Genomic DNA, 14156 nt, shown 5'->3' on the forward strand with positions numbered 1-14156 from the left:
TCCCGGACAAATGAAACGCCTGATTCTCTCGACCCTCACCGCCGCCATCCTGGGCGCCTCGGCCGCTGCCTCTGCCGACAACCTGTCGATCGGCTTTGCCGACCCGCTGTCGTCGCTGGACCCGCAACTGAACAACCACGCCGGCGACCGCTCGGTGGCCCTGCACTTCTGGGACCTGCTGATCGAGAACAAGTGGAACAAGCTGCAGCCGGGTCTGGCCGTGAGCTGGAAACCGCTGGACAACACCACCTGGGAATTCAAGCTGCGTGAAGGCGTCAAGTGGCAGGACGGCACGCCGTTCACGGCCGACGACCTGATCTACTCCTACACCCGCGCCCGCGGCGTGCCCGGCAGCGTCGCCACCTACGCCGGCTACCTGCGCACCATCGACACGATGACCGCCAAGGATCCGCTGACGCTCATCGTCAAGACCAAGGCGCCGAACCCCGACCTGCCCCTGAACCTGGCGTCCATCCACGTCGTCAGCAAGCACGTCGGCGAGAAGTCGTCGACCGAAGACTACAACTCGGGCAAGGCCATGGTCGGCACCGGCCCCTACAAGTTCGTCTCGTACACCCCCGGCGACCGCGTCCTGATGGAACGCAACGACGCCTACTGGGGCGACAAGCAGATCTGGGAAAAGGTCAACTACCGCTACATCAACAACGCGGCCGCTCGCACCGCCGCGCTCTTGGCCGGCGACGTGGACGTGATCGACAAGGTCTCGGTATCCGACCTGGCCAAGCTGCAAAAGGCGTCCAACATCTCGGTCTACCCGTACGACGGCCTGCGCGTCATGCTGCTGCAACCCAGCTTCAACCCCGCGCCCAACCAGTACATCACCGACAACAACGGCAAACCGCTGGACAAGAACCCGCTCCTGGACGCGCGCGTGCGCCAGGCACTGAACCTGGCCATCAACCGCAAGGCTATCGCCGACCGCATCCTGCAAGGCGCCGCCACCGAAGCCAACCAATGGATGCCCAAGGGAACCTTCGGCTACAACCCCGAAATCAAGGACATCCCCAACGACGTCGCGCAGGCCAAGAAGCTGCTGGCTGAAGCGGGCTTCCCGGACGGCTTCAAGCTGACCATGCACGTCCCCAACGACCGCTACCCGCAAGGCCCGGAAACGGCCCAGGCGGTCGCGCAGTTCTGGACCCGCGTGGGCGTGAAGACGCAAGTGGAAGTTGTGCCGTGGGCCGTGTACTCGGGCCGCGCCAACAAGAACGAATTCGCCGTCAGCATGCTGGCGTGGGGCAACGGCACGGGTGAAGCCAGCTATGCGCTGGTCAACATCCTGGCCACGGTCGACGCCAAGAAGGGCCTGGGCGCCTCCAACTGGGGTCACTACACGAACGCCAAGGTCGACGCCGCGCTGGAGCAATCCACTTCGGAATTCGACGTGGCCAAGCGTGAAGCCATCCTGCGCGACTCCGTCAAGCTCGTGTCCGATGACGTCGGCATCATCCCGCTGTTCCACTACAAGAACATCTGGGCCACCAAGAAGGGCCTGAAGGTCACGCCGATGACCAGCGACCGCACGGCCGCCATGATGGTCACCAAGGTTTCGGACAAGTAAAGCCATGGCGCCGACCCTGACCATCACCCCCGCGGACGCCCTCATCGACGTCCCGCGCCAGATCCGCGTCGAACACGTCGCGCCCGGCGCGACCGTCGAGATCACCGCCCTCACCCGTCGCAACGGCGTGGTCTGGCAAGCCCAGGCCGCCTACACGGCGGGCGAGGACGGCGTGGTTGACCTGACCCGCGAAGCGCCCGTTTCCGGCGACTACACCGGCTTGTCCCCGATGGGACTGATCTGGGCGCAGTCCCCCGACGACGGCAAGAGCCGTGAATACTTCAACCACCCGGTGACCGACGCGCTCGTCACCGACGTGGTGGCTCGCGTGCAAGGCGCCGAGGCGCGCGCTTCGTTCACGCAACGCCTGGCGTCCGACGGCGTCACGCGCGTCGAGGTCCGCGAGGAAGGTCTGGTCGGCACCCTGTACCTGCCCGCCGGCAGCGCCCCGGGTTCGCATCCTGCCGTCATGATCCTGAACGGGTCTGGCGGCGGCATCAACGAACCGCGCGCCGCCCTGTACGCCTCGCGCGGTTACGCCGCCTTTGCGCTGGCGTACTTCAAGGCGCCGGGCCTGTCGGACTACATATCCAACACCCCGCTTGAATACTTCCAGACCGGCCTGCGCTGGCTGCGCAAGAAGGTCCAGCCCAAGCACGACTTCGTCGCCATCAGCGGCCAGTCGCGCGGCGGCGAACTGGTGCTGCTGTTGGGCGCCACCTTCCCCAAGGAAGTGTCGGCGGTCGTGGCCTACGTACCCGGCGCTGTCGTGCACAGCGGCCAGAACGCCTGCGACCCCAAGATCGGCCGCGAAGGCCCGACGTGGCTGCTGGGCGGCAAGCCCATTCCCCACGTCTGGGAAAACAACCGCACCGCCACCTGGGCCCCGTTCGATGAAGGCCCCGCGCCGCATCGCCACGAAAAGGCCATCCTGACCGCGCTGCAAGACCCCGACGCCGTCGCCCGCGCCCGCATCCGCGTGGAAGACATCGAAGGCCCGGTCATGCTGCTGTCCGGCACCGACGACGGCTCGTGGCCGTCCAGCCTGTATTCGAAGATGGTGCAGGACAAGCTGGTCGAGGTGCAGCACCCGTACCCGGTGAAGTGGCTGGATTACGAGAACGGCGGTCACTCGATCCTGTTCCCCTATGTGCCCACCACGCAGCTTGTGTACGCCCACCCGGTGTCGGGCAAGATCAGCACCAGCGGCGGCAACCCCAAGGACAACGCCCGCGCCGACCAGGAATCCTGGGAAGGCGTGACGTCGTTCCTGGATGCGGCGGTGAAGGCCAAGGGCGCGGCGGCTGCAAAGGCGGCGTCTAATGCGGACGACGCGCGCAACGCCGGCTGAAAGAAACTTTAGGAGAATTCCTCAATGGCACAACAACCCATCGTCTACGACATCAACAAAGACCTCGTCGACCAGCTCGTGGGCCTGACGCCCGGCAGCCAGACCTTTGACGTGCGCCACAAGCGCGACAAGGTCGCCGCCGCCACGCAAGGCAGCTACGACGCTCTGTTCGACCCGGCCCTGCCCGGCCTGTCGCTGGCCGACCGGCTGCTGGTCGCGCTGTATGCCACGCGCATCACGCCGTCGCCGCTGCTGGCTGCGCACTATCGTGCCCGCGCGGTGGAAGCAGGCGCCGCGGCAGCGGACATCGCCGTTGCCGAATCGGGCAAGCCGGCCGACGCCGCCAACCCGCAACTGGCCGCCGTGCTGGAATTCACGCGCAAGCTGATCGAAAAGCCTGTCGAAGGCGACGAGGCGGCGCTGAAGACGCTGCCGGCTGCGGGGGTTCCGACGCCCGCTGTCGTCACCCTGTCGCAGCTGATCGCCTTCCTGTCGTATCAGACGCGTCTGGTGGCGGGATTGGTGGCGATGAAGGCCGCTGAAGGTCAAGGCGCCGGTTCTGCTGCCACGGAAGCGACTGCCGTCATCAACCCCGGCAACACCGAACCCGGCGACGTCATCAAGGCCCACGGTTTCACGAACGAAGTCCTGGAGTGGAAGGCCTGGCTCGACGTCGTCAACGTCGACACCGCCACGCCCGAACAGATCGCCGTCCTGGAAGAAAGCCACCCCAAGGCCAAGGTCTCGGACTACTACCTGTTCCTGGTCCACCAGCCGGAAATCCTGCGCCAACGCTCCACGGCCTTCAACGCCATCATGTACGCCCCGGGCGGCATGTCGCGCGCCGAACGCGAACTGGGCGCCACCGTCGTGTCGCGCGTCAACGGCTGCGTGTACTGCGCGTCGGTGCATGCGCAGCGGTTCGAGCAACTGGCCAAGCGCAATGACGTGATTGGGCAGGTGTTCGAGGATCCGATCACGGCTGGCACGACCAAGCGTGAACAGGCGATTGGCAAGTTCTCGATTCAAATCACCGAAGCGCAGGCTGACGTGAACGCCGCCAGCATCCAGGCGCTGAAGGACGTTGGGTTGAATGACGGTGAGATCCTGGATCTGCTGCATTCGGACGCGATCTTTGCGTGGGCGAATCGGTTGATGCTGAATTTGGGTGAGCCGGTTCTCGTGACGGTCTGAAGCGCTCCCTTGACCTGCGTGTCTGGCGCCGGCCCTCGGGTAGAGCCGGAGTCAAACACGCAGAGGGGTAAAATGCCTCTTTCCGCACCTCTACGCGCCCCGCCCCAGCGGGGCGCTTTGCCTTTCTCCATGTCCGAAAAAACCCACGACATCCGCCCCGGTCAGTCGATCGAACTGCTCAAAGCCCTGCACATCCTGACCCGCGACGGCAAGATGAACCAGGACAGCCGCCGCAAGCTCAAGCAGGTCTATCACCTGTTCCAGTTCATCGAGCCGCTACTCAAGGACGTGCAAGCACAACGCGGCGCCGTCACGCTGGCCGACCACGGCGCGGGCAAGTCGTATCTCGGTTTCATCCTGTACGACCTGTTCTTCAAGGATCAGCCCGAGGCGCTGAAGAACGGCTCGCATATCTACGGCATCGAAACGCGGGAAGAATTGGTGAAGTCGTCGGAGGAACTGGCCAAGCGGCTGGGATTTGACGGCATGTCGTTTCTGAACCTCTCGGTTGCAGAATCGATTACCTCGAACAAGCTTCCCGCATCGATCGACGTCGTTACCGCCCTGCACGCCTGCAATACCGCCACCGACGACGCGATTCATTTTGCGTTGGAGAAGAAGGCCAAATACATCGTGGTCGTGCCGTGCTGCCAGGCGGAAGTGGCGTCGGTGCTGCGGAAAAACAAGGCAAAAGCGCTGGCCGATCCGCTGGCCGAGATCTGGCGGCATCCGCTGCACACGCGGGAGTTCGGTAGCCAGATTACGAATGTGCTGCGTTGCCTGCAGCTTGAAGCGCATGGGTATCAGGTCAGCGTGACCGAACTGGTCGGCTGGGAGCACTCGATGAAGAATGAGCTGATCATTGCGCAACACAAGAATCTGCCGACTCGAAAGCCTGCGGAGCGGTTGACCGAGATGTTGGACAGGATCGGCCTACAGGAACTGAAAGATCGATTTTTTTTGCCGTAAGCTGCATAACACGCAAAAGGACCACCAGCGCCGATGAATTTTTCTCAATACCTTGATCGGGTTCGAGCGGTATGCGACGCGCACGGTCACGCGCTAAACCTCAACCCGGGCGCGGCGGAATCGGTCCTGGAAGCGGCAGAGGCGGAACTTGGCTTCCCTATCTCGGCGGACGCCCGGCAGGCTTGGCTTCGTGCCAATGGGGCCGAGCGGGATGTGCCGGTGTTCATGCAGCCGGGCTATTTGACGGCTTACGATTTTCTGCCGTTGGAAAAGGCGATTGCGGCACGAGCGCGTATGGCAGACCGAGCGCCGCGATATGTCGGATACGCTGAACCGGAGCCGCGAGATGCGCGCATCAGGGACGGCTGGTTTCACCAGGGCTGGCTCCCCTTCGCCAGTTTCGGCGGCGCAACACTGCTGCTGATGATCGACCACTCGCCCACCGAGGCGGGCACACCGGGGCAGATCATCGCCTTCACCCACGACCCGGACCAGATCACCTGGGTGGCGCCGAGCTTTGAGGCGCTATTGATGGGGTCGATTGCCGAGATCGAAGCCGATCCGGAGGAGTTTCTGGGGGAGTATTAAGGAGTATCAATGAGCCCCGACAAGACAGAGCGCACGAAATGCTGATGATTCTTATCTTTCCCCTTGTATTCGTGGGCCTCCTGACCATCTGGCTGGCTTGTGTAGTGAAGGGACGCTCGGTCAAAAGAGCGCCGCCTGCGCTTACCGTTACCCTCTTGGCATTAGTACTTTGCTATGCCATGGGATTGATACTGATATCACTTGACCCATGGTTTGACGACAACGGCGTGCCAGAATTCATCTCCTGGAAATATCGTTGGGCATGGGCGGCAGAGTACGCGGGCTGGCTCGCAATTGTTATCCTGCCTGCGGGTCTCGGACTTCGGGCAGCCTTCGTTTCGCGCGCTCGGCGTCAGGAAAGCCCCCGGTAAGCAGCGTGCAGCAGACCTCTCCGTGATATCTCAGCGCAGGACGGATCGTTCTTTCCTGTCAGGTTGTTCGGGGCTGCACGCCGTCGGATCGAGTGCAGCTCTCCGCCAAATCGTTCAATTGATCTTGAACCATGCCAATGGCAATGGGCGGAAACACGACACACCACATGTTGAACCGTTTCGTGGATCGACGGATGGAGGAACCGCGCTGAGACCAGGCATCTCTCAAAGCACCGCCCAGCGACCACAGGAGGAGAGCTGTAGACAGCGGCGCCAGCAGAAAAAACAGTGCGGCGGCACGCGGGGTGAATAGTTTCGACGACGGATGGACGAAAGCCATCTCGCCAAAAATCCGATAGAACCAATGGGTGGTAGCTATCAAGCCCGCAACGAATGCGGCGGTCATTCCGACTAGGACTAAGAAGAGAATCGGAACGCCGAGTGCGATGTGAAAAATTTGTAGCGGCCAAATACTTCCTAGCGCGATCCCGGCCCCAAAGACCGACCAAAACAACGCGGCGACCCATCTTACGCTTTTACCGCGACGATGTACTGGCTTGAGCGGACAATGCCGCGCTTCCGGCGGGGCATCAAATCCAGCCCGAACTGTTGTCAGCAGTATCAGTGCAATCCCCATTGCGCTTACGCTAACCAGTACCCCATAGCCGGCGGTAGTTGATCTGTAGACGAATTCGGCTTGGCTGAGGCCTGCATGGTAGTGAATCATTTCACAAACCGATATCAAGACAAAGGCGCCTCCAAATGCATAGCGATCGACCACCACACTGGCAACCATGAGCGTCAAAGCCAATAGGAAAGCCGATCTGACCATGCTCCCAATAAACTTCGAAAAAGAGAGAGTCAGCGCTTCGAGAAGGTTGTCAACCGGCGCATCCAGGCTCAGCCACACAGCCAGATAGCCGGCCACGCACATCGCGGACAGCATGATCATGCGCGGTATCGTCCTGGTGCTCGCGATCAGCATACCGAGCAGCAAGCCGGAAATGGAACCGGCTTGTGCAATCTGTTCCGCTGTGTCGGACGAAAAAAGCATTGCGTGAGGAAAAGCACGGAACCAAGGTATGGATTCCAGGAATACTTCGAATGCAAATGCCGTAAGCATCCAAACGCCGATTAGTGCCCAAAAGCGGTAGGAACTGGCGAGGTCCGCGAGCGTCCAGCGAACGGAAACAGATTTTGGCTGCATGAGTAGCACAGTGTTGTCGTAAGAAGATGCCCGTATAAAACCACTGCGCCAGGCGTTGCGGAAATAAGGCACCTTCGAAAATGCTGGAGCTGCCTTCCAGGTTGGTTTGTCGGCAACGCGTGCTGTTTGCCCCTCGTATCGAAAAGGGACGAAAATGCCACCCTTGGCGTTCCTGCCAGCATGCGTCCTGCCTATACTCGCCCTGCGATCGCGACAACGATCGTCCGGTTTGACAGCCGGAATGACAAAGGGCAAACAGCCGCTGCAATAGCGGCGCTTCTATGTCCGTAGGCTGACGCACGCCTCTCTATGGGCGGGCCTTGGCTGGGGCACGCGTGCGTGCGCCGGTTTCCTTTGTCACCGGTCTGTCAACCCGGCCATGTGCCCGCCCACCTCGATTGACAGCGGGGCGCGGGCTTTCGGGTCGGGAAACGGGGAAAAGCCTGTCCATTAGTACGCACCAGCGCTGCCGGCCCGCGCTCTCCGACGCCGGCCGGTAATATCATCAGCGATGTCAGCGCAGAACTACCATGTTGCTATGTGGCCTGTGGTGAAGATGCGGAATCAGAATCCGCATGGACTCCCGCCAATTCATTCATCTGATCCTGCACCATGCCCATGGCAACTGGCGGAAACACGACGCACCACGCATTGAACCATCCCATGGAGCGGGGACTTGAGGAAGGTCGCAGCGCTCTGGCCTCACGAAGAACGACGCCCAGCGTAAACATGAGAATGGGGGTTGCGAGGGGAACCAACAGGAAAAACAGCAGCGCCGCTCTGGGCGTGAACAATTTCGAAGACTGGTGGATATACGCCACCTCGCCATGGATTCGGTAGACCCAATATGCGGTGGCGGCCAGGCTGACTACGAATGCGACAGACACCGCTGTCATCCAGTACATGATTGCCTCCCCGCTCATTGGGACCAGCGCGGTCAACCAAGTCACGCCGCCAAAAGCCGCCCACGGTAAGGCAGAGATTATCAATACCGTTACACCCTCTATGAACGTCGGATTGAGCGGGCGGTGCCGCGGGGCCGGCGCTTCATCGAACAAGCGGCCACGAGTCGACGCCAGCAGTATCAAAACGGTCGCCATCCCACCTGCACCGTAGAGTGCCCAAAGGTCATGATCGACCTGCGTATGAAAGGTGTACGACGCCGCCACGGAAGTACCCCAATCGTTCATCACCTGGAAAGCCGTCAACACGGCGAAAGCGCCAGCAAACGCGAATCGGTCTGACATGGCTGGTGCCAGATTGACGGTGATGGCAAAAGCGAGAGCCCATCGAACGAGTTGCCCCAAGAATGCCAGATACAAAGCGAACCCAACGCTCATTTCGGGCAGGACCAACCACGCGATGACATAGCTGCTCATGCATACGGCAGCCATTGCTGCCAGGCCTTTAGTTGACCTGGCCTGTGCCAGAACGATGCCAAGCAAAATACCGAAGCAATTTCCGCCATACCAAAAGTATGGGATCAGTTCCCGAACAAGGTATTTCTCATTGCCATAGTTCAGTGAAGGCCATGCTGATCTGAATACCATCACCCCATACGCTGCTGCAATCAACACGCCGATCAACGACCAAAATCGCCACGTGCTGGCTAGGTCCGCGAGCGTCCAGCGCGCGGAAACCGGTTCTGCTTGCATAAGTACCACCGAAGTCAAGATTGAGAAGATGCCGCACGTACATTGGCATCGCGTTTCTGTAAGGTCTAAGGTGGCTGGCGGTGCATCGCGCCCCGGCCTTGTGAGAAACCGGGCCGTCCTGCTACGGGCGCTTCTCTTTGCAGGCAAAAAAATGGCCGTGACTTGCGCCACGGCCCCAGGCATCGGCTAACTGCGTCACCCTACCTATGCCCCAACTTTCAACGCCATTTAGCCGCCGCTGCTTTAACCAGATTACTAGCCACAGATCATCGTGAAATCTGAAGCTGCCTTTCTACAGCGAGCGCTCGCTGGGAACGGAATATGGATTTATCAGCGTTTTCACCTGCAGCACATCGCATGCTGCAGGCGTATGAAACCACCGCGGCAATCATTACGGAAATAAGACTACTTCGAATCTTTTGGGAGATTTGGCTGACTGGCCGTAATGAATGATCGGTCTCGGCGGATAAAACGCCGAGCGCGTTCTTCAGAATGAGAGCATTTGGAAATTCTGCCCAGCACCACGCTGGCCGAGCGCTGGGCATTCTATCGGGCGAGGCGTCAGGTGTTCGACGATCCCGATCGTGCCGTGTTCAAGTACCCGCGGAGCTGCGCCGCGGCGGGATCAGGACGCCTTCACCAATTCGGACGAGCCGCGGGGCCGCGTCAGTCTCCAGAGCTTCGACGCAACCGATCGGAAGACTGTTTATTCAACCGTTTGGCTTCGTCTTCCGCATAATCTTCCTCGCCCGACTCGTACTGGCCTTCATAGCCGCAGCTGCTGCGAAGCAATCCGCACTCGCCGACGACCGAGCAGCCCGAACTCATCGCGGCAAGAAACAACACAACACCGTAGCGGCTTAACGTTTGAATCGACATATCGCTCCTTGGAAATGGGTCTGGCATTCGTCAGACATAGGATGCCATTGTGCGTGGGCGAAGATGTGTCGGCCGGCGCGCTGCGGCGTTTCGAATTGTCTCTGGCTGTAGGCTGACGATTGTCCACGCCCCAGCGCAGTCATAGATGCCGGTGGCTGCAGCCCATGACCTGACCCGTCAGTTCGCCGATCAGGCCCGCCAATCCTTCCGCACTCTCGCGATCCAGTCCTTCGCATTGCACCATCCGGAATCCCATCGCCAGGCTGTAATGCCAATCGAGTTCAAGGATGCGATAACTGCGTCCGCTTTCTTCGCATTGCCATTGGACGGCCGGGTTCTCGTAGGCTTCGCCGATGAAGTCGATGTGCGACTCGGCGGGCATCGGCATGGCGGGTTCGTTCGATCCCGGCACGCTCGGCGCGAAAAGATTTTCGCCGACCATGACGCGGGGATTCGGCCCATCGAAGGCCAGCAACATGAGCGGAAAGTGTCTGGGATCGGCGTCGTAATCCTCTCTGACAGCGTCGCTCAGGTAGGGTCTGGCCGCCGGGCCGAGGCAGTAGTGGACGCTGCGCCATGACGCGTCATCTCCGTCGAAACCGTCGTCGTTGTTGGCGCGGTAGGGAATGGTGTCGCCATACGCCGGCAGGACATAACCCCCTTCCAGCAGGCGCGCTTCCAGCGCGGGCCAATTGGGCGGCGGCAGATGGAAGTCGCGGGGGAAGATGAATTGATGGTGTTCAGACATGGGCGGAATACGAAAGCCGTGAGGGTTTGGCGATGTCAGTTAATGACGAGCGCGTACTGAAACGGTGATGCCGGAGTATTACAGAAATAGGTGCCGGACCAAACCCGCCTGTATTCAGCCACCCCGCAAAGGAGGACAATAATCGCCGGAACGAACGGAGCGAATCCATGCGCGCTTTCGTGCAAAAGCCCAAGACGGCGGTTCACAAGGTTCCGGCCGCCAGCCGAAAACCGGACGCGGCGGGTAAGCGTGCAGAATCGCGCACGCCACCCGATGAGACTGCGCGTGATACGAAACTTCAGCGGTGGCGCCCGGTTCATGCGGTCACCGCGATATCCGTGCATCCCACCGGCACGCAAGTTGCGATCAGCCATCCCGGCGACGCGTCAGAGCAGGAAGCGCACCGCATGTCCGAACACGTGATGCGCATGCCGCAATCCCAGGACGATCAGGCGCACGGCGCCGTGCGGTCCACGTTGCAACCCACACCGGTTCGACCGCCTCCGCTTCTGCGGCCGGCTGACCCGCGCAACGCCGCATCGCTCGATGACGTTCCTAGCCTGCGCGACGTGCTATCCATCCAAGGCCGTCCCCTCGATGCCCATACCCGCGCCTTCATGGAGTCTCGTTTCCAGCGCGACTTCAGCCACGTCCAGCTGCATTCCGATGCGCTGGCGATTGCTTCTGCAAATGCCGTTGACGCCCGCGCCTATACCGTCGGGCATCACGTCGTTCTGAACGCCGGCCAGTACGCGCCGGGCACGACCGCCGGCCGAGCGCTGCTGGCGCATGAGCTGGCGCACGTGGTTCAGCAGTCGTCGATGAGCACGCACGGCGCCCGTCTTCTCCAGCGCGACGCAAGCGGTCCGACCTATGGCAATCTGCCCAGGGATCTGCCGGCGCCGGGATCGTCGGGCGAAGTCGTCCGGCTCAGGAACGTCAACGGCACATGGAAGGAGGTCGGTCCAAAGTACGTCCGCACAGCGCGCGGCAACTATGACTTTGTTGTGAAAGACGGCGAGATCTTCGCCGTCAAGTCGAAGAGGACGGTCGGCGGCGGATATGGTCATACCGAAGCGGCGCGCGGCGAACGCGTCAACTGGGCGGGCCAAGTGGATTTCGAGAGCGGCAAGGTCAAAACCTGGAACGATGGTACGGGTCACTATCGATCCTTATCGACCATGCGCGACCCCGCCGTGCGAGCCGGACTACCCGACGAAAAGTTCGTTCAGCACCCGGATAACGTGGGACGCCCCCGGCCAAGAGGGTCCCTGCCCCAGCTCCCCGTCGAACAACCCGCCACCAAACCCCGCATTCCCGGCGAACAGCCCAAGGTCCCCGCCGGCCCGCCTCGGATGGAGGAATTTGAACAACGCTTCGGCAAGAAAGCCGCGTCCGCGCCCGCCGCCACCACCTCCGTCCTGGCCGAAGAAGCCGGATCGGTCCTGAAAGTCCAAGGCCGCGCGGCCTCGGCGCTCGGCAAGATCGGCAGCGCCGCCGGCTGGGTGGCCGACTTCCTGATGCCCGGCCCGCAGGACGCGATCATGCTGATGGTGCAATTTGCGATGACCTACGCCGAGGCGCAGGAAGCAGCGCGCGCGGAAGGGATGCGCACGGGCTTCGGCCACGGTCTTAGCGCTGGATTGCTGCGGTTAAGCAGAAGGTGGATCCGAGACAACCTGGCGCCCCGGGTCATCAGCCGCAGCGTCGCGAGCGAGGTGGCGGCTACCACCGGGTATCGGGAAAAAGGCGTGGTCCAGGGCCTCGTGGCGGGCATCTCGTTTGCCGAGCGGCTCAATGCGGATCAGCGCAAGGCCCTGCTGAAAGAAGCGACGCGCGCCATGCGGGCCAAGGGTGACGACGTGACGTTGCGCGCACGCTGGGAGCGTGGCTACACCGCCAACGACATCATCGACCTGTCCGTCGCGCTGGCGCCGCGCATTGATGAAATCCTGGAGGAAGCGCGCAAGAACGAGGAACTGCGCCAGGCGGCCGAGGAGTGGGAAAAGCTGAAGAAGTATGGGCCGCTTTTGCCACTGGCGCCGTTGTTCGAGCAGTAGCCGGTGTGGCATAGTCGCTGTGCCCTGCCCCACCGTTCTCGTCCCATGCGCAAGCCTCCCGACCCCTTCGCCCCCCCTCGCAAACAGCGAGCTGCAAAATCCAATTCGCTGCTGTGGATTCTTGAACCGCTGGAACGCGACGCAAACTACACGCATCGCAAGATGTTCGGCGCCGACGCCGCGTATCTGGACGGCTTGCTGTACCTGATCGTCGCCGATCGGGACGACCCGTGGAACGGCGTCATGGTCTGCACGTCGCAGGAACGCCACGCGGCGCTGCTGGCGGACATCCCCGACCTCCTGCCGCATCCGGTGCTGGGAAAGTGGCTGTACTTGCCGCAGTCGAGCGAGTCCTTCGAATCGACTGCGGCAACGCTGGCGGCATTGGCCGTGGCGCGCGATCCGCGCCTGGGGGTGGCGCCCAAGCCGAAGGCGCGGCGCAGCAAGGCGCGCACGATCGGCCAATAGGCCGCCTGAACGCCAGGCCGCCGGTGCGTCAGCCCCCCACCCGCACCACCAGCTTCCCGAAGTTCTTCCCCTCGAGCAGACCGATCAGCGCTTCGGGCGCATTCTCAAGGCCCTCGACCACATCCTCGCGCCACCGCAGCTTGCCCTCGCGGATCCACTGCCCGGCCACGTGCAGGAACTCGTCTTCCTGTTCGTTCGGGAAATCGAACACGATGAACCCCTTCATGGTGATACGCCGCGAAAGGATCTCGCGCATGGTGGCGGGCAGGCGGTCCGGACCACTCCGGTCGGCGGGGCCGTCGTTGTAGTTGGCGATCAGGCCGCACACCGGCACGCGGGCAAAGTCGTTCAGCAAGGGCAGCACGGCGTCCCACACGTGGCCGCTGACGTTCTCAAAGTACACGTCGATGCCATCGGGGCAGGCTTCGGCCAGCTTCTGCGCAAAGTCCGGCGCATGGTGGTCCACGACCACATCAAAGCCCAGCTCCTCCTTCACAAAGGCGCACTTCTCCGGCCCGCCCGCGATGCCCACGACGCGCGCGCCCTTGATGCGCGCAATCTGGCCGACGACGGAACCTACCGCGCCGCTCGCGGCCGCGACGACGACGGTTTCACCTGGCTTGGGCTGGCCGATGTTCAGCAGCCCGACATAGGCCGTCAGACCCGGCATGCCCAGCACGCCGAGCGCGGTCGAGGGCGGCGCGTTGGCGGGATCGAGCCGGCGCAGGCCGGTACCGTCGGACAGCGCGTAGCGTTGCCAACCGGCAGACGACAGGACGATGTCGCCTTCGCGCCAGTCGGGATGACGCGACGTATGAACACGGGCAACGGTGCCGCCGACCATCACATCGCCGATTTCCATGGGCGTGGCGTAGGATTTTTCGTCGCTGACGCGCCAGCGCATGTAGGGATCCAGCGACAGGGTCTGGACTTCCAGCAGCACCTGGCCGTCGGCCGGTTTGGGAACAGGCACACGTTCGACGCGGAAATCGGTGGCTTTCGGGCGACCGACGGGCCGGGAGGCGAGGACGACGCGCAGGTTTTGGGGTTGTGTCATGGTGGATGGTTCCTTGAGTTGAGTCGG

Annotated in this window: 13 protein-coding genes; 8 read left to right on the forward strand and 5 right to left on the reverse strand. The window is 62.1% G+C overall.

Going from position 1 to position 14156, the window contains the following annotated elements:
- Positions 1-10 precede the first annotated feature (10 nt).
- The 6 genes from B3446_RS27120 to B3446_RS27145 all read left to right on the forward strand — a co-directional run bounded on the left by B3446_RS27120 (position 11) and on the right by B3446_RS27145 (position 6055).
- Positions 11-1582: an ABC transporter substrate-binding protein gene (locus B3446_RS27120; protein WP_291387138.1), complete on the forward strand. Its 1572-nt coding sequence runs from the start codon at positions 11-13 to the stop codon at positions 1580-1582.
- Positions 1583-1586: 4 nt separating this feature from the next.
- Entirely contained in the window at positions 1587-2933 is a 1347-nt protein-coding gene (locus B3446_RS27125; protein ID WP_291387140.1) for an acyl-CoA thioester hydrolase/BAAT C-terminal domain-containing protein, read from the forward strand.
- Between the two features lie 24 nt (positions 2934-2957).
- The gene (locus tag B3446_RS27130) at positions 2958-4127 is read left to right on the forward strand and encodes a CMD domain-containing protein (protein WP_291387142.1); all 1170 of its coding nucleotides are present in this window, start codon (positions 2958-2960) and stop codon (positions 4125-4127) included.
- Positions 4128-4256: 129 nt separating this feature from the next.
- Positions 4257-5096 carry a class I SAM-dependent methyltransferase gene (locus B3446_RS27135; protein WP_191575867.1) on the forward strand — a complete coding sequence of 280 codons (840 nt, stop codon included), beginning with the start codon at positions 4257-4259 and terminating at the stop codon, positions 5094-5096.
- A gap of 33 nt (positions 5097-5129) precedes the next feature.
- Positions 5130-5684: an SMI1/KNR4 family protein gene (locus tag B3446_RS27140; RefSeq protein ID WP_291387144.1), complete on the forward strand. Its 555-nt coding sequence runs from the start codon at positions 5130-5132 to the stop codon at positions 5682-5684.
- A gap of 44 nt (positions 5685-5728) precedes the next feature.
- A complete protein-coding gene (locus B3446_RS27145) occupies positions 5729-6055 on the forward strand; it encodes a hypothetical protein (RefSeq protein ID WP_291387146.1) in 327 nt (108 codons plus the stop codon).
- Between the two features lie 58 nt (positions 6056-6113).
- Here the strand turns inward: B3446_RS27145 and B3446_RS27150 are convergent, their stop codons facing one another.
- From B3446_RS27150 to B3446_RS27165, 4 genes are all read right to left on the reverse strand, one after another.
- Positions 6114-7334 (reverse strand): hypothetical protein, encoded by a 1221-nt coding sequence (locus tag B3446_RS27150; RefSeq protein WP_291387149.1) that lies wholly within the window; start codon positions 7332-7334, stop codon positions 6114-6116.
- A gap of 464 nt (positions 7335-7798) precedes the next feature.
- Positions 7799-8917, reverse strand: coding sequence for a hypothetical protein (locus tag B3446_RS27155; RefSeq protein WP_291387150.1), 1119 nt, complete (start codon positions 8915-8917; stop codon positions 7799-7801).
- 666 nt (positions 8918-9583) lie between these two features.
- Positions 9584-9796, reverse strand: coding sequence for a hypothetical protein (locus tag B3446_RS27160; protein WP_175121166.1), 213 nt, complete (start codon positions 9794-9796; stop codon positions 9584-9586).
- Positions 9797-9935: 139 nt separating this feature from the next.
- Positions 9936-10544, reverse strand: coding sequence for a hypothetical protein (locus B3446_RS27165; RefSeq protein ID WP_191575491.1), 609 nt, complete (start codon positions 10542-10544; stop codon positions 9936-9938).
- A 167-nt stretch (positions 10545-10711) separates the two neighbouring features.
- Here B3446_RS27165 and B3446_RS27170 point away from each other — a divergent pair, with 167 nt between their 5' ends.
- Both B3446_RS27170 and B3446_RS27175 read left to right on the forward strand, forming a co-directional pair.
- Positions 10712-12604: a DUF4157 domain-containing protein gene (locus B3446_RS27170; protein ID WP_291387153.1), complete on the forward strand. Its 1893-nt coding sequence runs from the start codon at positions 10712-10714 to the stop codon at positions 12602-12604.
- A gap of 45 nt (positions 12605-12649) precedes the next feature.
- Positions 12650-13072, forward strand: a complete 423-nt coding sequence (locus B3446_RS27175; protein ID WP_291387155.1) for a hypothetical protein — start codon at positions 12650-12652, stop codon at positions 13070-13072.
- A gap of 28 nt (positions 13073-13100) precedes the next feature.
- On the opposite strand, the gene B3446_RS27180 is transcribed toward B3446_RS27175, so the two are convergent.
- Positions 13101-14129: an NADP-dependent oxidoreductase gene (locus B3446_RS27180; protein ID WP_291387157.1), complete on the reverse strand. Its 1029-nt coding sequence runs from the start codon at positions 14127-14129 to the stop codon at positions 13101-13103.
- Between the last annotated feature and the right edge of the window lie 27 nt (positions 14130-14156).

The sequence above is a fragment of the Achromobacter sp. UBA5777 genome (genome assembly GCF_002418565.1).
GTDB lineage: Bacteria > Pseudomonadota > Gammaproteobacteria > Burkholderiales > Burkholderiaceae_B > Achromobacter > Achromobacter animicus.

Excerpts from the sequence above, each read along its gene's own strand:
- B3446_RS27120 (WP_291387138.1), top strand. The coding sequence starts at position 11 with ATGAAACGCCTGATTCTCTCGACCCTCACCGCCGCCATCCTGGGCGCC.
- B3446_RS27125 (WP_291387140.1), top strand. The coding sequence starts at position 1,587 with ATGGCGCCGACCCTGACCATCACCCCCGCGGACGCCCTCATCGACGTC.
- B3446_RS27130 (WP_291387142.1), top strand. The coding sequence starts at position 2,958 with ATGGCACAACAACCCATCGTCTACGACATCAACAAAGACCTCGTCGAC.
- B3446_RS27135 (WP_191575867.1), top strand. The coding sequence starts at position 4,257 with ATGTCCGAAAAAACCCACGACATCCGCCCCGGTCAGTCGATCGAACTG.
- B3446_RS27140 (WP_291387144.1), top strand. The coding sequence starts at position 5,130 with ATGAATTTTTCTCAATACCTTGATCGGGTTCGAGCGGTATGCGACGCG.
- B3446_RS27145 (WP_291387146.1), top strand. The coding sequence starts at position 5,729 with ATGATTCTTATCTTTCCCCTTGTATTCGTGGGCCTCCTGACCATCTGG.
- B3446_RS27155 (WP_291387150.1), bottom strand. The coding sequence starts at position 8,917 with ATGCAAGCAGAACCGGTTTCCGCGCGCTGGACGCTCGCGGACCTAGCC.
- B3446_RS27160 (WP_175121166.1), bottom strand. The coding sequence starts at position 9,796 with ATGTCGATTCAAACGTTAAGCCGCTACGGTGTTGTGTTGTTTCTTGCC.
- B3446_RS27165 (WP_191575491.1), bottom strand. The coding sequence starts at position 10,544 with ATGTCTGAACACCATCAATTCATCTTCCCCCGCGACTTCCATCTGCCG.
- B3446_RS27170 (WP_291387153.1), top strand. The coding sequence starts at position 10,712 with ATGCGCGCTTTCGTGCAAAAGCCCAAGACGGCGGTTCACAAGGTTCCG.
- B3446_RS27175 (WP_291387155.1), top strand. The coding sequence starts at position 12,650 with ATGCGCAAGCCTCCCGACCCCTTCGCCCCCCCTCGCAAACAGCGAGCT.
- B3446_RS27180 (WP_291387157.1), bottom strand. The coding sequence starts at position 14,129 with ATGACACAACCCCAAAACCTGCGCGTCGTCCTCGCCTCCCGGCCCGTC.